This is a genomic window from Aquabacter sediminis, assembly GCF_028863665.1.
Classification (GTDB): Bacteria; Pseudomonadota; Alphaproteobacteria; order Rhizobiales; family Xanthobacteraceae; genus L1I39.
This window is the reverse complement of the sequence record NZ_JARBFX010000007.1, coordinates 205,426-222,938: the sequence shown is the minus strand read 5'-3', so window position 1 is coordinate 222,938 and position 17,513 is coordinate 205,426. Positions and strand designations below refer to the sequence as shown.

The following is a 17,513-nucleotide window of genomic DNA, read 5'->3' as shown; positions in this document are numbered from 1 at the left end:
GCCGCGCGGAACGCGCAGCGGCGTGGAAGGTCTTAACTAAGACCTCGGAGTACGCCATTCGTTCCACGCGCCCATGACGGCGCGCGCAGGAATCCCGCACCCCTGGCAGAAATCGCGGAGATTTCGGGAAGAATCAAGGCGCCGGCGCCACCACCCGCCGCCGACGCGCCGCCTGGACCAGCGGAAGCACCAGCACCAGCAAGGTGACCACCCCCAGCCCCGCAGCCACCGGCCGCTCAAAGAAAGCCAGGAGATTCCCGTCCGCCTTGATCATGGAGGTCACGAAGGAATCTTCCAGGAGCTTGCCCAGCACGATGCCCAGCACGCAGGGCGCGATCGGCACTTCGTGCTCCTCCATCAGGAAGCCCAGCACGCCGAACACCAGCATCAGCACGATGCCATAGACCGAATTGTTCACCGCATAGGAGCCGACCATGCAGAAGAGCAGGATGATCGGCATCATCAGCCGCCGGGGCACCCGCAGCAGGGCCGTGCCCGCCTTTACCGCCACAAGCCCCAGCGGGATCATGGCAAGGTTGGCCAGGATGAAGATGGTGAACACCGCATAGATGGATTCGGGGTTGTTCAGAAACAGGGTCGGGCCGGGGTTGAGGCCCTTCAGATAGAGCACGCCGATCACCACCGCCGTGATGCTGTCGCCGGGAATGCCGAACACCAGCGCTGGCACCCAGGCGCCAGCGAGCGCCGCATTGTTGGCCGAGGTGCTCTCGATGATGCCCTCCACATGGCCGGTGCCGAATTTCTCCGGCGTCTTGGAGAATTTCCGGCTCATGGCATAGGAGACCCAGGCCGCGATGTCGGCGCCCGCGCCGGGCAGGATGCCGATGGCGGTGCCCGTGACATTGCCGCGCACCTGCTGGGGCCAGTATTTCACAAGCATGCGTCCCCAGCCCTTCAAGGGATTGCCGAGGGAGGTCTGCTTCACCTCCCAGTCCGGCGCGCCGGAGGCCATGGCGCGCAGCACCTCGGAGACTGCGAACAGGCCGATCATGGCGGGGATGAAGTCGACGCCCCCCAGGAGTTCCGCATTGCCGAAGGTGAAGCGCGGCACGCCGGCCGGATTGTCGATGCCGATGGAGGCGACGAACAGGCCGAGGAAGAGCGACAGAAGGCCCTTCACCGGCGAGCCGGTGCCGATGAATATGGCGCACATCAGGCCCAGCAGGGCCAGCCAGAAATATTCGAACGAGGAAAAGCCGAGCGCCACCTCGGCCAGCAGCGGCGCCGAGACGATGAGTACCGCCGTGCCGAACAGCCCGCCCACGGCCGAGAACAGCACATTGGCGCCGAGCGCCACCTGCGCCTCGCCCTTGCGCGTCATGGCATAGCATTCCTCCGTATAGGCGGCGGAAGCCGGCGTGCCCGGCATGCGCATCAGCGTGCTGGGAATGTCGCCGGCGAAGATGGCCATGGCGGAGCAGGCGATCATGGCGCCGACCGCCGGGATGGGCTCCATGAAGAAGGTGATCGGCACCAGGAGGGCAATGGCCATGGTGGCGGTGAGGCCCGGTATGGCCCCCACCACCAGGCCGAAGGCCGACGCGACGACGATGGTGAGGATGACGTTCCAGTGCAGCACCATGCCGATGCCGGTCTCGATCGCGCCCATCACAGCCATCCCTCGATGAAGCCGCGGGGCAGCGGCACGCGCAGCAGATTGGCGAAAGCGAAATAGACTCCCGCCGCAGTCACCGCCGCCACGGGGACGGCAATCACGATCGGCACCCGCAAAACCAGGAACAGGGCCAGCAAGGTCAGGATGGCGGTGGCGAGGAAACCCAGCACCGGCGCCGCAAGGATGTAGAACACCACCAGGACGAGAGTGGCGGCCACGCGGGGCAGGGCGCCCCGTTCCTGCACCCAGGACAGCGATACCGCCGGCCCCGCCCCGGCACGCAGCGCCCCCACGGCCAGGATGACACCGCACAATGCAGCCCCACAGGCCACCGTGAGCGGAAAGACCGCAGCGCCGAAGCGCTGGCCGGGAATGGGCGGCAAGGTGAGGGACACGGCAGCCAAAGCGGCGGCGGCCACCAGGACCAAAAGGGACAGGATCAGGTCATTCACACGCATGGATGGCTCCCCGAGCGCGGCGCCTGCGGCATCGCGTCCGTTTCGCAGCGACCGGCCGGACGCGCCCCGCGGAGGCGGGACGCGCGGGGAACGGGTGCCTATTTGGCGAGACCGACCTCTTTCATCACGGCGCCGAGATCGGCGTCGCTCTTGCTCATGAAGGTGGCGAAGGCCTCGCCCTCCGCAAAGCGCCCGCCAAAGCCGCGATTGGTCAGGAAGTCCTGATATTCCTTGCTCTCATAGATCTTCTTGAGGGCGGCTTGCAGCTTGTCGGAGACGTCCTTGGGCAGGCCCTTGGGGGCCGCGATGCCGCGCCAGGCACCGATGGTCCAGGGGGAGCCGGTCGCTTCCTTCAGGGTGGGAACGTTGGGGAAGAGCTTGGAGCGCTCCGGGGCCATGATGACGAGGCTCTTCACGCGTCCCGCATCGATCAGGGAGCGTGCCTCCGGCTGCGAGCAGGCCACGACCTGGACGCCGCCGGCCATGAGATCCTGCAGGCCCGAGGCCGCACCCTGGCTCGGCACCCACGGCACGCTGCCCGGTTCCATCTTCAGGGACGACAGCATGCCGGCCAGCGCCAGGTGCCAGATGCCGCCCTGGCCCGTGCCGGACGCCTTGAACTTGCCGGGCGAGGCCTTCACGTCTGCCAGCAGGTCGTCGATGGTCTTGTAGGGCGCGTCCGCCTTCACCTGGATGCCGGCCGGATCCTCGTTCATGAGGGCGAGGGGGGTATAGGAGGCCGGGTCGAGCTTGGTCAGGCCCTGCCAGTGCATCATGGCGATCTCGACGGTGAGAATGCCGATCGTGTAGCCGTCCGGCGTCGCATCCGCGATGGCCTGGTGACCCACCACGCCCTGGCCGCCGGTGCGGTTGACCACGGCCACGGGCTGGCCGATGTCCCGCTCCAGGAGAGAGGCGATGATCCGCGCCACCGCATCCGTGCCGCCGCCAGCGCCCCACGGAACGATCAGGCTGATGGGACGCTCGGGATAAGCCGCAAGGGCCGGAGAGAGCGCGGCCGGAGCAATTGCGGCCAGGGTGCACGCAGCCGCCCCCAGCGCCGCGCGAAGCAGGCGTTTCATGGTGTCGTCCTCCCATATGACTGCTTCGAGGCAGTTCGATTTAATCGTTTAGAGTGGACGTTAGGCGAGCGCGCTCCCCTGGTCAACGCAGGATTGACGGCCCCTGCGAGACGGTGTGGCGCCCGGGCGCGGGATGACGTAAGGTCGCCTTGAAAGACTCGCGCGACGCATCGCGGTCTGGAATCCTGGAAAACGCACCGTACATTAGGGACAGGCGCTGCGCGGGACGCCGGAAAAAGCCGGAGCCCGCCGCAATGCCGGGCGGTATTGCGCCACGATCTTGTGGTGTGATGCGCGACAGGTTCAAAGTGCGGGAAAAGCGCAAGCCGGGGGCTGGCGCGCCGGACCGCGGGGGACGAAAACGGGAATCGGGTTCCGCAGGGCGCTTGCGCCGCGCGGAGCCGGGTTCCGCATCAACGCAATCGAGGCGCACGCGGCCCTGCCGTGTCGCTGGAGGCATGGCGAAGCGCAGTGCTCGACATTTACACAATCATCTTCCTGGCCCTGGCGGTGTTCATCTTCATTCGCCTGCGCAGCGTCCTCGGGCAGCGGACCGGGCGGGAGCGGCCGCCTTACGACCCCTATTCACGCGACGCCGCGCGGCCGACGCCCGCCTCCGACAAGGTGGTGAAACTGCCGGAGCGCAACGTGGACGCCCCGGGACGCATCGAGCCGGTGGAAGAAGCCGAGCCCGCTGCCTATCGCTGGGAGGGCGTCGCCGAGGAAGGCACGGCGCTCGCCAACACCCTGGACGAGATCGCCGCCCGCGAGCCGGACTTCGACGCCAAGCATTTCCTCACCGGTGCCAAGTCCGCCTATGAGATGATCGTGCTCGCCTTTGCCAATGGCGACCGCCGCATGCTCAAGGACCTGCTTGGCAAGGACGTCTATGAAGGCTTCGTGGCGGCCATTTCCGATCGCGAAAGCCGCGGCGAGGTCATGGAATCGCGTTTTGTCTCCATCGAGAAGGCGGACCTGCTGGATGCCAGCCTGAAGGGCGCGACGGCGCAGGTGACCGTGCGCTTCGTCTCCAAGCTCATTTCCTGCACCCGCGCCAAGGACGGCACGGTGGTGGATGGCAGCCCGGACACCGTGGCGGATGTGACGGACGTGTGGACCTTCGCCCGCGAGCTGGGTGCCCGCGATCCCAATTGGAAGCTGGTGGCGACCGAAGCCGCGCAGTGAGGACGGCCATGGCGCGGGACGAGCGGCGGCGCGCGGGAGCGCTGAAGGTCGGATCCGCGCTGGGCGCTCCACGGTCTGCCCTGCTGGCGGCGGCCCTTCTGCTGCTGGCCTCCGTGGCGACAAGCATGGCTGGCCATGGGCCACCCGCGCCCCTGGCTCGGGCACCGGAGGTGGCTGGCGCGCACCTCGACCCGGTGGCCTATTCGCATCTCCCGGGCTGGCAGCAGGATGCCGCCGGTGAGGCCTTCCGCGCCTTCCTGGCCAGCTGCGGCGCGCTTGCGGCGCCCCCTTCGGAACGCGGCCCCACATCGAATCCCGCCTTGCTGCCCGGGCTCCGGCACGCCTGCGCAGCCGCACTTGCGCTCGGCACCTCCAAGCCGTCGGACCAGGTGGCCCGCCTGTTCTTCGAGGCGAATTTCCGCGCTTATCGCATTGTGCCGGAGGCCAATCCGCCGGGTTTCCTGACGGGCTATTACGAGGTGGAAGTGGAGGGCTCGCGGGTGCCCACCGCCGAGTTCACCGTGCCCGTCTATGCCCGCCCCAAGGACCTCATCCCCACCGCCCCACCCTCCGAGAGCAATCGCGGCGGGGCCCTGCGCAAGGAGGGAGACCGGCTCGTCCCCTATCATGACCGCGCGGCCATCGAGGATGGCGCGCTAAAGGACCAGGGGCTGGAAATCTGCTATCTGCGCCATCCTGTGGATCTGTTCTTCATGCAGATCCAGGGGTCTGGGCGCATCCGGCTCACCGATGGCGGCGTGCTCCGGCTCAATTATGATGGCCATAACGGCTATCCCTACCTGCCCGTCGGCCGCCTGCTCATCCAGCGCGGCCTCGTGCCACGCAATGAGATGAGCATGGAGCGCATCCGCGCCTATATCGAGGCCGATCCCGCCGCCGGGCGCGCGCTGATGCGGGAGAACCGCTCCTTCGTCTTCTTCAAGGCGGTGGACCTGCCCGCAGAGGCTGGTGCGCTGGGCGCGGAAGGCGTGCCGCTCACCCCGCTTCGCTCCATCGCGGTGGACCGGGCGCGACACGGCTATGGCACCCCCTTCTTCATTTCCGCCGAACTGCCTCTCGGCGGGCCTGCACCGGCGCCGTTCCGCCACCTGATGATCGCACAGGACACCGGCTCGGCGATTGTCGGGCCAGCGCGGGCGGACCTCTTTTTCGGGGCGGGAGCGGAAGCCGGGCGCATCGCGGGCGGCATTCGTCATGCCGGCGACTTCTTTCTGCTGGCACCGCGCCAAGTGCCTGCCAGTGCCGGAGCGTCCCGATGAGCCGCAGGCGCCGCATCCGGCTGCTCAATCCGGAGGAGAAGGCGCTCTGGCATCATGTGATGCGCCAGGTCACGCCCCTGAAGGGCCGCACCGCCCTTGAGATCGCCCCGCCTTTGCCGGCACCCGTGCCCGAAGCGGCGGATCCCCCGGCCAACGCGGCGCGCAAGGCGGACGCGAAGGGCACTCCCACCCGACCCGCGCCACCCGCGCCTGTTACCCCCCTCGCCCCCATGGAGCCCCGCCTGCGCCGGCGGCTCAATCGCGGAGCGGAGGTGGATGCGCGCCTCGATCTTCATGGCATGACCCAGGCGGCGGCCCACCGGCGCCTGACGCTGTTCCTGCTGGAAGCCCATTCGGCCGGCTTCGGGCTGGTGCTCGTCATCACCGGGAAGGGCGATGCGGAGGGTGCGCCACTGCCGGGGGAGGAGCGGCGCGGCGTGCTGCGCCGGGCCGTACCGCTCTGGCTGTCCGAGCCGAACCTGCGCCCCTATGTGGTGGGGTTTGAGACCGCCACCCGCCGCCATGGCGGGGAAGGCGCGCTCTATGTGCGTGTGCGCCGCCGCCGCGAGGGGACCGACCGGGGCTGGGGCGACCTGCCGTGACCCCCTTTGGCCGCCGCATCCGCGACCTGCGCGCCGAGCGCGGCGTCACGCTGACGGCCATGGCCGAGGCCATCGGCGTGACGCCCACCTATCTCTCCGCACTGGAGAACGGAAAGCGCGGACAGCCCACATGGGCCATGGTGCAGCGCATCATCGCCTATTTCAACGTCATCTGGGACGAGGCTGAGGATCTCCAGCGCCTCGCCGAAGTCTCCCATCCGCGCGTGGTGGTGGACACGGCCGGCTTGACGCCGGAAGCGACCGAACTTGCCAACCTGCTGGCCAAGGAAATCGGCCTCCTTCCGCCGGAGGCCGTGGCGGAATTGCTGGGCCGGCTGAAAATCCTGCGCCGGCGGGGCTAAGGCGCGGGCGTGGGGGCGCTCACCTGAACCAGTCGTGACCGGCAATGGCCCCGCCGCCGCTGGCGTCGCCCGTGCGTCATGCTAGACTTGATGGCTTGGACGGGCTGGTGTTCGGAGGGTTCGTGGCCGCCACACCGGAATCAAATCAGATCCGCACTGCGGAGCAGGAGGCGAGCGCGCACCTGGCGCGGGCGGTGGCTCGGGCACGGCGCGTCATCCTTTGGGAACGGATCTGGCCCGCCTTGGTGGGTGCCGGCATCGTTGCCGCCCTGTTCCTCGCCGTGTCCTGGGCCGGCCTCTGGATCACCCTGCCGCCCCTCGGCCGCATCATCGGCGTGGGCCTGTTCGCTCTTGTGATGGCCTGGCGGCTCTGGCCACTGGCTCAGGTTCGCCCCGCCACCCGGGCGGAAGCCCTCGCCCGGCTCGATCGCGCCAGCGCCCTCGCCCACCGCCCCGCCACCGCCATGGCGGACGACATCGCCACCCGGCCGGACGATCCGGTGAGCGCCGCCTTGTGGCGGGCGCACATGGCGCGCACGCTGGCGAGCGTGCGCCGGCTGAAGGCGGGCATCCCCACGCCCGGCATGGCGGCCCGCGATCCTCGCGCCTTCCGTGCCCTCGCGCTCCTCGTCCTCGTGCCGAGCTTCTTCTTCGCCGGCTCGGAACACGTGTCGCGCATCCTCTCGGCCTTCAACTGGAAGGGCGCGGTGGTGCAGGCCCCGTATCGCCTGGATGCCTGGGTGGATCCGCCCGGCTATACGGGACGCGCCCCCGTCGTCCTGCCGGGCCTGCGTTCCGACGAGGTCACGCAGACGCAAGGCACCGCCATATCGGTGCCGGCCGGCAGCGTGCTTGTGGTGCGCACCGTGGGCCTTGATGCGGCCGCCCTGCGGGCCGATCCGGGCATCGTCGAGGTGAAGGCGACCGAGGCGACCGCCGAGGGCCAGCCTGCCAAGCCGACGGAACCGGCGCGTCCCGGCGCAGCAACCGAGCGGCGCTTCACCATCACCCAGTCGGGCGGCGTGACCTTCACCGGGCCGGACCAGCGCGCGGTGGTCTGGCGCTTCCAGGCCCAGCCGGACACCATGCCCACCATCAGCTTCGTGAAGGACCCGCAAGCTGGTGCGCGCAATGCCTTGGTACTGGCCTATCGCATTGAGGACGATTACGGAGCCAAGGAAGCCTCCGCCCATTTCGCGCCCGCCCCGCCCGAACGGCCCTTCTTCGCCCGCCCGGACCGCCCCACTCCATCACCCGGCAAGCCCCTGGTCGCGGCGCCCGACTTCCCGCTAGCCTTGCCGATGGGCGGCAAGAGCGGTGCCCAGACCACCAAGGACCTGGTGACCCACCCCTGGGCCGGGGCCAACGTGATGATCACGCTGAAGGTCAAGGACGAAGCCGGCCACGAGGCCGCGAGCGAGACCAAGACCTTCCGCCTGCCGGCCCGCTCATTCTCCAATCCGCTGGCCCGCGCCCTCATTGAGGAGCGGCGGACCCTGGCGCTTGATGTCGGCGCCCGCAACCGGGTGGAGACCGTGCTCTCCGCCCTCACCCTCGCCCCGGACAAGTTCGGCATGGAGGCGGGCACCTTCCTCGGCCTGCGGTCCGCCTATTGGCGGCTGCAAAATGCGCGCTCCGAGGACGACCTGCGCGGCGTGGTCGACTATTTGTGGGAAATGGCTCTCGCCATCGAGGACGGCAATCTGTCCGATGCCCAGCGCGAGCTGCGCGCCGCCCAGCAGGCGCTGCGCGAAGCCCTGGAGCGGGGCGCCAGCGACGAAGAGATCCAGCGCCTGATGCAGGACCTGCGCGCCGCCATGGACAAGATGATGCGGCAACTGGCCGAGGAGGCCAAGCGCGACGGCGGCACCGATGCCAGGCCCCTCGACCAGAACTCCCGCATCCTGCGCCCGCAGGATCTCCAGCGGATGATGGACCAGATCGAGAATCTCGCGCGCTCGGGCTCGCGCGATGCGGCGCGCCAGATGCTCGATGAATTGCAGGCCATGATGGACAATCTGCGGCCCGGCAATCGCCAGGCCGGCCGGCAGCAGGGCCAGCAGAGCGAACTGGGCAACATGATCCAGGAGCAGCAGAGGCTGCGCGACCGCACCTTCCGTCAAGGCCAGCAGGGGCAACAGGGCCAGCAAGGGCAACGCGGCCAGAGGGGGCAGCAAGGACAGCAGGGCCAGCAAGGCGAACCCGGCGAGTATGGCGACCTGCAGCAGGGCCAGCAGGAGCTGCGCCGGCGCCTGGGCAAGATGCTCGACGACCTCCGCCGCATGCAGGAAGGGCAGGGACAGGGCCAGCAAGGCGAAGGCCAGCAGGGAGAAGGGGAAGGCGAGGGCGGAGAAGGCGCCATGGGCCGGGCGGGCGAGGCGTTCGGCCGGGCCGAGCAGGCCATGCGCGATGCCGAAGGCGCCCTCGGCCAGGGCAACGGCCAAGGCGCCCTTGATTCCCAGGGCCGTGCGCTCCAGGCCCTGCGCCAGGGCGCGCAGGCGATGGCGGAGGCGCAACAGGGCAATTCAGACGGTCCCGGCCCCGGTGGTCCCGGCGCCGAGCAGGCAACCCGCACCGACCCGCTGGGCCGTCCGCTCCGCAACCAGGATTATGGCGACGACTTCACCGTGAAGGTCCCGAACGAAGTGGATGTGCAGCGCGCCCGCCAGGTCCTCGAAGAGCTACGCCGCCGCCTGGAGCAGACCAACCGGCCCCAGCTGGAGTTGGACTATATCGAGCGGCTGCTGGAAAACTTCTGAGCAGCGGAACCGGACACCGGCTATGGCCCGGCCTGTCCCGCCTGCGCCGACGCCGCGCATCGGGAAGGCGTCCTCCTGATCGGCGTCCTCCTGATCGGCGTCCTCCGGATTGGCAATCGGCCGAGGTCGGGATATTGCGGGGGATCGGCATTCCGCTGGATGCCGCAGAGGGGTTTCCAGCCCGGTTGCTCGGTTCGTCCGGCGCTTGACCTCCCGCATGTCCTGACCGCCGCATGCGGCGGCCACTTCGGGGGCGGATGCCAGTATGGCGAGACGCGTCATTGCCCATATCCTGCCCTGGGCCAATGTGGGGGGCACGGAGGTGGCAACCGTGCGCCTTGCCGCCGCGCTGCGCGACCATGGCTATGCCAACATCCTCTATGTGCCCGACCTGCCTGGTGCCGCCGAGGTGGCGGATCTGGTACGCGACCACGGCTTCGCCCTCGCCCGCTACGCCCAGGTGGCGCCGCGCCGGGCCTTTCCCCTGCCCTTCCTTGCCAATGTGGCGCGCCTCGCCGCCGGGTTCCGCCGCAGGAGCGTTGGCCTTGTGCACGGGGCGGACATTGCGGGCGCGTGCTTCACGGCGCTGGCGGCCCGGGCAGCCGGCGCCCGCGCCACCAGTCATGTGCGCTGCGCCCATCCCAACATGACCGACATCGACCGCTGGCTCCTGAAGCCGGTGGAGCGCTTCCTGTTCGTCTCCCGGGCCACGGAAGGCGACCAGGACTTTCCCTGCGCGCTGGAGCGGGCGGAGGTGCTCTATGACGCTGCGGTGCCGCCGGCCGCCCTCGTTCCCCGCCACGAAGCGCGCACCCATTACGGCCTGCCCGGGGACGCCGTGGTCCTGGGAATGGCGGCCCGCATCCATCCCCAGAAGGACCATGCCAGCCTCATCCGCGCCGCCGGCCTCCTGCGCCGCACCCATCCCGGCCTGCGTTTCCTGATGGTGGGAGATTTCAGCGAAGAGGCCTCCCACCGCGCGCATTTCGCGCAATTGGAGGCGCTGATGGCGGAGACCGGAACGCGCGACATGTTCGTCTTTCCCGGCTTCGAGGGAGACATGGCCCGCTTCTACGGCGCCCTCGATGTGGCTCTGCTGGCGAGCCACACCGAGGGCTTTCCGCTGGGCATATTGGAGGCCATGGGCGCCGGCCTCCCGGTCATCGCCAGCGCGGTGGGCGGGGTGAGCGAAGCGGTGGAGGACGGCCGCACCGGCTTCCTGGTCCCCGACGGCGATGCCGCGGCCTTCGCGACGGCCATCGCGCACCTTGCGGATGGCGGCGCGCTGCGCCATCGCATGGGGGAGGCGGCGCGGGCCGAGGCCCTCACCCGCTTCGGCCCCGAGCGCTTCGCACGGCAGGCCGCCGATTTTGCCCGCCGCATGATCGGGCCGCCCTGATGCCTTGCGCCTTCTGCCCGGCCTCCCCCGCCTCGCGAGATCCTTGCCGATGCTCTCCCGCCTGATCGCCCGCGCCAGTGTGTTCTGGAAACCCGGGCCCTTGCGCGAAAGCCTCTATTATGCGCTCGGCCTCATCGCCATGCGCGCCATCGGGCTCGCGCTCCTGCCGGTGAACACCCATTTCCTGCCGCTGAGCGAATATGGGCGGCTGGAAGTGCTGATGGCGCTGGCGGACGTGGGCGGGGTGGTCTTCTCCCTGGCCTTGCCCACCACCTTGTCGCGCTTTGTGGGCCTCCATGACGATTGGGAGAAGCGCCGGGAGGTATGCGCCCACATCTTCGCCGTGGCCATCCTCACCTCGGCGCTTCTGGGGGTCCTCGGCCTCGTCTTGGCCGGTGAGATCGCGCGCCTCATGCCGGGTAATCCCAGCGCCAACGAGGTGCGGCTCCTGGTGGTGTCCCTCTCCATGGAGGGGCTTTTGGGCGTGGCGCTCACCTGGTTGCGCATCCGGGGCGCGGCGGGCACCTTCCTCCTGTTGTCCGTGGGCCGCTCGGTGATCTTCGCTACCTTGTCGGTGGGGCTGCTCATGGCCGGCTACGGCCTCATGGGCGTTCTGAGCGCCATGGCGATCGCGGCGGTGTTCCAGGGCCTCGCCACCGCCTTCGTGGTGCTGCGGGAGACGGGCGTGCGCATCCGCGGCATCGACTGGTGGCCGCTGACCATTTATTCCGGCCCCCTCCTTGTCTCGGCGCTGGCCATGTTCGCCCTGGGCAGCCTCGACCGCTGGTTCCTGGCCGATGACGTGGGTACGGCGGAACTCGCCCTCTACGGTGTCGCCGTTCGCCTTGGGGCGATCACGGCGGTGCTGTTGCAGCCCTTCCACATGTGGTGGTTCCCAAAGCGCTTTATCGTGCTGCGCGAACCCTTCGGGGTGGAACGCAGTGCCCATGTGGTGGGCATCGGCATCGTCATCACCATCCTGGGCGGGGTCATCGTGGGCCTTGGCGGGCCGCTGGTCATCCATGTGATGACGCCGCCGGCCTATCACGCGGCCGCGCTCTTCGTGCCGTGGCTCGCCATGGTCTATGTGGTGCAGGAAATGGGGAGCCTGCTGGAGCTTGGCTCCTACCTGCGCAAGGACGGCTTCATCCCGCTTTTCACGAATCTGCTGGGGGCCGCGATCGTGGTGGGGCTCTATCTGGTGCTGATCCCCCGCTACGGTGTGGCGGGCGCCATTGCCTCGACGCTGGTGGCGCAGAGCGTGCGCACCATCGTCATCCACCTGATCTCCCAATATTATATCCGCCTGCCCTACCAGATGGGGCGGCTGGCGCTGGTGGCGCTGATGGCGGCGGGCGGCACCGCCTTGTCCTTCTGGCTGCTGCCGCCGGCCTTCGTGGTGCTGGGCGGCGTGGTGACGGTGCCCGCCACCACGCTCCTTGCCTATGGGCTGGGCCTGTTGCGACCCTACCGGCCGCCGGTAGAGCGCGATCCGATCAGATTGAACCAATCTGATCGGTGAATCGCCCTCTAACTTATTGATAGAGAATGCGTGATCCGATCAGCCTGCGGTGCAGGCTGATCGGCGCATGCTCTAGAGGCTTATTCCAGCCCCTCGATGTGACCGATGAAGGGCAATTGGCGGAAGGCATGGGCCACATCCATGCCGTAGCCGACCACGAACACGTCCGGGCATTCGAAGCCCACAAGGTCCGCGTCGATCTGCACCGCGCGCTTGCCCGGCTTCTCCAGCAGCACGCACACAAAGACCCGGCTGGCGCCGCGCGCCATCAGCAGGTCCTTGGCGAAGGCGAGCGTGCGGCCAGATTCCAGGATGTCGTCGATCAGCAGCACGTCGCGGCCGCGCACGTCGCTTTCCACGTCGCGCAGGATCTCCACCTGGCCGGAGGAGACTGTGGCCTTGCGGTAGGACGACAGGTGCATGAACTCCATTTCCGGCGCGAGCCCGGCATTATGGATCGCCCGGATGAGATCGGCGGCGAACATGAACGATCCTTTCAGGATCGCGACCGCGAGCATCTTCTCCAGGTTCAGGCCCGCAATCTGCTGCGCCAACTGCGTGTTGCGCGCGGCGATGCGGTGCTCGTCATAAAGAACTTTGACCGGTGGCAAGGACATGGCTTCCCTCGAATAGGGGGCGAGAATGGACCGGGGCGCCGCCCGCGTAAAGCTTTGCGGGCAAAGGCGTGCGCAGCCATGTCCTCAAGCGGGCGCACTCGGGCTATGCTTCACCGCATGGAGCGCGGCGCGATTCGCTGAAGGTGGAGACGTTGGTCCGTTTCGAGAATGTCGGCCTGAGATACGGCATGGGCCCGGAAGTGCTGAAGGACGTCACCTTCGGTATCGAGCCCAACTCGTTCCAGTTCCTGACCGGCCCCTCCGGCGCCGGCAAGACCACACTCATGCGCCTGCTCTTCCTCCAGCTGAAGCCCACGCGCGGCCTTATCACCCTGTTCGGGCGGGATGTCTCCTCCCTCGATCCCGACGAGGTGGCGGTGCTGCGCCGGCGCATCGGCGTGGTGTTCCAGGACTTCCGCCTGCTGGACCACCTGACCACATACGAGAACGTGGCCCTGCCCTTGCGGGTGCTGGGCAAGGACGAATCATCCTACCGGGGTGAAGTGACCGAGCTGCTCCACTGGGTGGGCCTCGGCGACCGCATGCATGTGCTGCCCCCGGTTCTCTCGGGCGGCGAGAAGCAGCGCGCCGCCATTGCACGTGCCCTCATCGGGCGGCCGGAATTCCTGCTGGCGGACGAACCCACCGGCAACGTGGACCCCACCCTGGCGCGGCGGCTGCTGCGCCTGTTCGTGGAACTGAACAAGTCGGGCACCTCAGTCTTGCTCGCCACCCACGACATCGCGCTCATGGACCAGTTCGACGCCCGCCGCCTCGTGATCGCCGACGGACGGCTCTATGTCTATGACTGACATACCCCGCACCGAGACCGAGGACGGCGCCGAGCGGGCCCGGGGCAACCGGGCGCGGCCGCAGGCTTCCATCGTGCCCCGCGCCACCGTGGCGGGGCGGGCGCTGGTGGCGGTGGTGGCCATCATGACCTTCCTCGCCAGCCTGACCGTGGGCACCGTGATGGCGGTGCGCGCCACCGCCCAGACCTGGCGCGGCGATGTCAGCCGGGAAGTGACCATCCAGATCCGTGCCGGCGATCCGGCCATGGTGGATGCCCAGGTCAAGGCCGCCCAGGACCTGGCGTCGCGCACGCCGGGCATCGCCAGCGTACACGTGCTCACGCCCGACGAGACCAGCCGCCTGTTGGAGCCGTGGCTCGGCACCGGCCTCGATTATGCCGACCTGCCGGTGCCGCGCATTCTCGTCCTGCGCATCGACAGCGCCAGCCCGCCCGATCTCACCCGCCTGCGCCGTACGCTGACCGACCGCATTCCCACCGCAACGCTGGATGACCACCGCTCCTGGTCGCGCCGTCTCTCGGCCATGGCGGAGGGGGTGATGATCACCGGGTTCGGCCTGCTGGTGCTGGTGGGAACCGCCACCGTCCTGTCCGTGGTCTTCGCCACGCGCGCGGCGGTGGCCACCAACCGGGCCGTGGTGGAGGTGCTGCACTTCGTGGGCGCCCGCGATCGCTTCATCGCCGCCCAGTTCCAGCGGCACTTCCTGAAGATCGGCGCGCTGGGCGGCGTGATCGGGGGGCTCGGCGCCACCTTCCTGTTCCTGGCCATTGCAAGCCTGCCCAGCCTCGGGCTCGGCGGGGAACCGGAAAATCCGTCCATTCTCACCTGGCTGGCGCCCGGCCCCTGGGGCTTTGGGGGCATTGCCCTCGCCATGGTGCTGGTGGCGGCCGTGACCGCTCTGACCTCGCGGGTGACGGTCTACCGCACCTTGCGGGCCATTCAATGAAGGCAAGCGCCTGTCTTTCCCCGGCTTTGCCGCATTCGGTGTCCATTTTCGGCTGATGAGACCGACCCAGGGAGACCCTGCCGCACCCGGCCCGAATAGCGCGCACGGCGCGCCACGCCACCGGCACCGCCGGCTGCGCGTGGCGGCGCTGGCGCTCGGCTCGCTGCTGGGCGTGCTCACCTTGGCGTTCGTCGTCGGCTTCATGGTGTTCGTTACCCGCATTTCCGCGCGCGAGCCGGTGGCCTCGCGCTCCGCCGATGCCATCGTCGTGCTCACGGGGGGCGCCTCGCGGCTCAATGACGGGGTTCAACTGCTGTCCGAGGGGCGCGGCGGGCGGCTGCTCATCACCGGGGTCAACCGCACCACCACCGCCGAGGAGCTGCGCCGCACCTTGCCGGCGAGCCAGGCGCTGATGGAATGCTGCGTCGATATCGGCCACAAGGCGCTCAACACCTGGGGCAACGCCATCGAGGCGGCCGAATGGGCGCGGGCGCGCAGCTTCCGCTCGCTGCTCGTGGTCACCTCCACCTGGCACATGCCACGCGCCCTGTTCGAGATGGGCCGCATGCTGCCCGAGGTGGAGCTGATCCCCTACCCGGTGGTCACCGACCGCATGCTCGACGCCCAATGGTGGACCGAGCCGCAGACCGCGAAGCTCCTCCTCAAGGAATATTTGAAGTACATGATGGCGCAGGCGAAGATCCGTCCCGCCCAGGCGGTCGCGCCGGCCGTTGCGCCGCATCCGGAAGGACCGCAGGCCGCGGCCACTCGCTGAAGCGTCTCTTTCGGGCACGGGGGCCCATGCCTTGAACCGTCTGCGGTCGTTCCTGTTTCACCTCGCGTTTTTCACCAGCACCTTCACCTACATGCTGGTGATGGTGCCGTTCCTGCCGCTGATGCCACGCCGCTTCATGTGGAAGCTGATCGTGCTGGTCTGGGCGCACACCACCACATTCCTGCTGCGCACGGTGGCAGGGGTCCGCATGGAGGTGACGGGGCGCGAGAACATTCCCCCTGGACCGCTTCTCATTGCCGCCAAGCACCAGTCCGCCTGGGAGACCATTGCGCTGCTGCCGCTTTTCGAGGATCCCGCCTTCATCCTGAAACGCGAGTTGATGTGGATCCCGCTGTTCGGCTGGTACGTGGCGAAGGCCCGCTTCATCCCCATCGACCGCGGCGCGCGCTCGGCCGCCCTCAAGGCCATGACGGACCGCGCCCAGCTGGAAATCGCCAAGGGCCGGCAGATCTTGATCTTCCCGGAAGGCACGCGCCGCCCCGTGGGGGCGCCGCCCTCCTACAAGTTCGGTGTCGCCCACCTCTATGGCAGCCTCGGCGTGCCCTGCCTGCCGGTGGCGCTGAATTCCGGCCTCTATTGGCCCCGGAAAGGACCGCTGCGCCCAGGCACGGTACGGGTGGAGATCCTGCCCGCCATCCCGGCCAATCTCCCGCGCGGGGTGTTCATGGCCCGCGTCGAGCGCGACATTGAAACCGCCACCGCCCGCATCGTGGCGCTCGGCCGGGCGGAACTGGGAGAGGACCCGTCCGGCGGTACGGCCGAGCCTCCGCTCGAACGGGGAAACCCCGCCGCTTAAGCCAAAATTATCCCCGTTTTCCCGGCCTGTGGAAAAGTCTTGATCAGCGAATCGGGTCGTTCTAGTTTCGTTCTCATGAACGCGACTGATTCGCTCCTCGTGCCTCTTGTTGATGCCGGTCGGCTCTCCGGACTGAAGGAGGGACCGCTTGGTCCGCGTTTCCGTTTCTGGCGGGACGCAGACGGCCAGCGCCACGTGTTTTCGGTCTATGCGACCCATGAGGCGCCGGACTATCCGGACGCCATCGCGGTGGTCGCGCGCCGCACCCCGGCCGGTCCCATCGCCCTGTGGGCGGGTCCGGCGGGCGAGCCCGCGCGCGAGGCCGCGCGCCGCTTCCTGGCGGAAGAAATCCACATCCACGTCTTCGGTGAGGCGCCGCCTGCGGGGCTTCAGCCCTTTCTGTCTCCCCAGCCGGCCTTTCCCGATTTCCGGCCTGCTGCCGCCTCCCGTCCCCGCGAACTCAGCCGCCGCCATGCCGCCTGACGGGGGCATCGCGCCGGGCGAGGATCGCGCGGCCAGCTGACGGCTTCATATGCGATGGGCCGCCGACCTTGGGGCCCTCCCCCGAGAATGAGGCCCGTAAGCTCGATGCGTGGGGATGAGAAGCAGCGCCCCCGGCGCCGCCTGTCCGTGCGCCGACCCTGGCGTCAGCCGGGCACCTGATGGCGCAGATGCTGGGCGATCCACTCCAGCCCCGCATCCCTGAGCCCCATGCCTTCCAGCGCCTCGCACGTGGCCAGCACATAGTCCCGGTTGGGGCCGGACTTGCCATGGGCGCGGCGCACCAGGTGAAGCTGGGCTTCACGGTCGAGGCCCTTGGCATATTGGGGATGCCCGCGGTTCACCAGATAGACCACCGCCGGTGCGTTCCGCGCGGACCCATCCAGGATCATCACCCGACGGGTGGCCTCCCGATAGACCCCGGAGATCTGTTCCCGGGCGATCAGATAGGCGTGGGTCTCTTCCCACTGCTCCTCAGCGACCCGGTAGGCGATGCCCCGGCACGACCCTCCCAGATCCAGCCCGAGCACCAATCCGGGCTGCTCGGCTGTGCCGCGATGATGGGTGGAATAGATGCACAGCGAACGGTGCGCGCCGAGCAGGCGGGCCTCCGCCCGCTCCACGAACGGGAAGCCCGGATTCCACATGAGGGAACCATAGGCAAACACCCAGCGATCATCGCAGGTCGGGTCGGTTTGAAGGGAAGTCGCCATCGCGTGCATTGACAAAGGGGCCGCACCGTCGCCTAACAGCGCCTTCC

At 68.6% G+C, this 17,513-nt stretch carries 17 protein-coding genes; 12 read left to right on the top strand and 5 right to left on the bottom strand.

The genetic code is table 11. The features are described 5' to 3' along the window. Positions 1-133 precede the first annotated feature (133 nt). From PV781_RS16255 to PV781_RS16245, 3 genes are all read right to left on the bottom strand, one after another. Positions 134-1,630 carry a tripartite tricarboxylate transporter permease gene (locus tag PV781_RS16255; RefSeq protein WP_274776673.1) on the bottom strand — a complete coding sequence of 499 codons (1,497 nt, stop codon included), beginning with the start codon at positions 1,628-1,630 and terminating at the stop codon, positions 134-136. After that, on the bottom strand, positions 1,630-2,094 hold the full coding sequence (locus tag PV781_RS16250; RefSeq protein WP_274776672.1) for a tripartite tricarboxylate transporter TctB family protein: 465 nt from the start codon (positions 2,092-2,094) through the stop codon (positions 1,630-1,632). The genes PV781_RS16255 and PV781_RS16250 overlap by 1 nt, the downstream gene beginning before the upstream one ends. Positions 2,095-2,192: 98 nt before the next feature. After that, positions 2,193-3,176: a tripartite tricarboxylate transporter substrate binding protein gene (locus PV781_RS16245; protein WP_274776671.1), complete on the bottom strand. Its 984-nt coding sequence runs from the start codon at positions 3,174-3,176 to the stop codon at positions 2,193-2,195. Between the two features lie 471 nt (positions 3,177-3,647). Between PV781_RS16245 and PV781_RS16240 the strand changes: the two genes are divergently transcribed. The 7 genes from PV781_RS16240 (at position 3,648) to PV781_RS16210 (ending at position 12,285) form a co-directional block, all read left to right on the top strand. After that, the gene (locus tag PV781_RS16240; protein WP_274776670.1) at positions 3,648-4,361 is read left to right on the top strand and encodes a Tim44/TimA family putative adaptor protein; all 714 of its coding nucleotides are present in this window, start codon (positions 3,648-3,650) and stop codon (positions 4,359-4,361) included. Between the two features lie 8 nt (positions 4,362-4,369). Continuing rightward, positions 4,370-5,641: a murein transglycosylase A gene (gene mltA / locus PV781_RS16235; RefSeq protein ID WP_274776669.1), complete on the top strand. Its 1,272-nt coding sequence runs from the start codon at positions 4,370-4,372 to the stop codon at positions 5,639-5,641. Then, positions 5,638-6,243 carry a Smr/MutS family protein gene (locus PV781_RS16230; protein ID WP_274776668.1) on the top strand — a complete coding sequence of 202 codons (606 nt, stop codon included), beginning with the start codon at positions 5,638-5,640 and terminating at the stop codon, positions 6,241-6,243. The genes mltA and PV781_RS16230 overlap by 4 nt, the downstream gene beginning before the upstream one ends. Then, positions 6,240-6,605, top strand: a complete 366-nt coding sequence (locus PV781_RS16225) for a helix-turn-helix domain-containing protein (RefSeq protein ID WP_274776667.1) — start codon at positions 6,240-6,242, stop codon at positions 6,603-6,605. The genes PV781_RS16230 and PV781_RS16225 overlap by 4 nt, the downstream gene beginning before the upstream one ends. A gap of 122 nt (positions 6,606-6,727) precedes the next feature. Beyond that, the gene (locus PV781_RS16220) at positions 6,728-9,364 is read left to right on the top strand and encodes a TIGR02302 family protein (RefSeq protein WP_274776666.1); all 2,637 of its coding nucleotides are present in this window, start codon (positions 6,728-6,730) and stop codon (positions 9,362-9,364) included. A gap of 265 nt (positions 9,365-9,629) precedes the next feature. Next, entirely contained in the window at positions 9,630-10,763 is a 1,134-nt protein-coding gene (locus tag PV781_RS16215; RefSeq protein WP_274776665.1) for a glycosyltransferase, read from the top strand. Between the two features lie 49 nt (positions 10,764-10,812). After that, positions 10,813-12,285 carry an oligosaccharide flippase family protein gene (locus PV781_RS16210; protein WP_274776664.1) on the top strand — a complete coding sequence of 491 codons (1,473 nt, stop codon included), beginning with the start codon at positions 10,813-10,815 and terminating at the stop codon, positions 12,283-12,285. A gap of 80 nt (positions 12,286-12,365) precedes the next feature. Here the strand turns inward: PV781_RS16210 and hpt are convergent, their stop codons facing one another. Beyond that, the gene (gene hpt / locus PV781_RS16205; protein ID WP_274776663.1) at positions 12,366-12,902 is read right to left on the bottom strand and encodes a hypoxanthine phosphoribosyltransferase; all 537 of its coding nucleotides are present in this window, start codon (positions 12,900-12,902) and stop codon (positions 12,366-12,368) included. Positions 12,903-13,054: 152 nt separating this feature from the next. Between hpt and ftsE the strand changes: the two genes are divergently transcribed. The 5 genes from ftsE (at position 13,055) to PV781_RS16180 (ending at position 16,735) form a co-directional block, all read left to right on the top strand. After that, positions 13,055-13,714 carry a cell division ATP-binding protein FtsE gene (gene ftsE / locus PV781_RS16200; RefSeq protein ID WP_209104438.1) on the top strand — a complete coding sequence of 220 codons (660 nt, stop codon included), beginning with the start codon at positions 13,055-13,057 and terminating at the stop codon, positions 13,712-13,714. Next, positions 13,707-14,660 carry a cell division protein FtsX gene (locus tag PV781_RS16195; RefSeq protein WP_274776662.1) on the top strand — a complete coding sequence of 318 codons (954 nt, stop codon included), beginning with the start codon at positions 13,707-13,709 and terminating at the stop codon, positions 14,658-14,660. The genes ftsE and PV781_RS16195 overlap by 8 nt, the downstream gene beginning before the upstream one ends. Before the next feature lie 139 nt (positions 14,661-14,799). Then, positions 14,800-15,435, top strand: a complete 636-nt coding sequence (locus PV781_RS16190) for a YdcF family protein (protein WP_274776661.1) — start codon at positions 14,800-14,802, stop codon at positions 15,433-15,435. A gap of 31 nt (positions 15,436-15,466) precedes the next feature. Then, positions 15,467-16,252 carry a lysophospholipid acyltransferase family protein gene (locus PV781_RS16185; RefSeq protein WP_274776660.1) on the top strand — a complete coding sequence of 262 codons (786 nt, stop codon included), beginning with the start codon at positions 15,467-15,469 and terminating at the stop codon, positions 16,250-16,252. Positions 16,253-16,327: 75 nt separating this feature from the next. Continuing rightward, complete coding sequence (locus tag PV781_RS16180) at positions 16,328-16,735, top strand: hypothetical protein (RefSeq protein ID WP_274776659.1); 408 nt, start codon at positions 16,328-16,330, stop codon at positions 16,733-16,735. A 164-nt stretch (positions 16,736-16,899) separates the two neighbouring features. Here PV781_RS16180 and PV781_RS16175 read toward each other — a convergent pair whose 3' ends face one another. Then, positions 16,900-17,466, bottom strand: a complete 567-nt coding sequence (locus tag PV781_RS16175; protein ID WP_274776658.1) for a gamma-glutamylcyclotransferase — start codon at positions 17,464-17,466, stop codon at positions 16,900-16,902. Positions 17,467-17,513 lie beyond the last annotated feature (47 nt).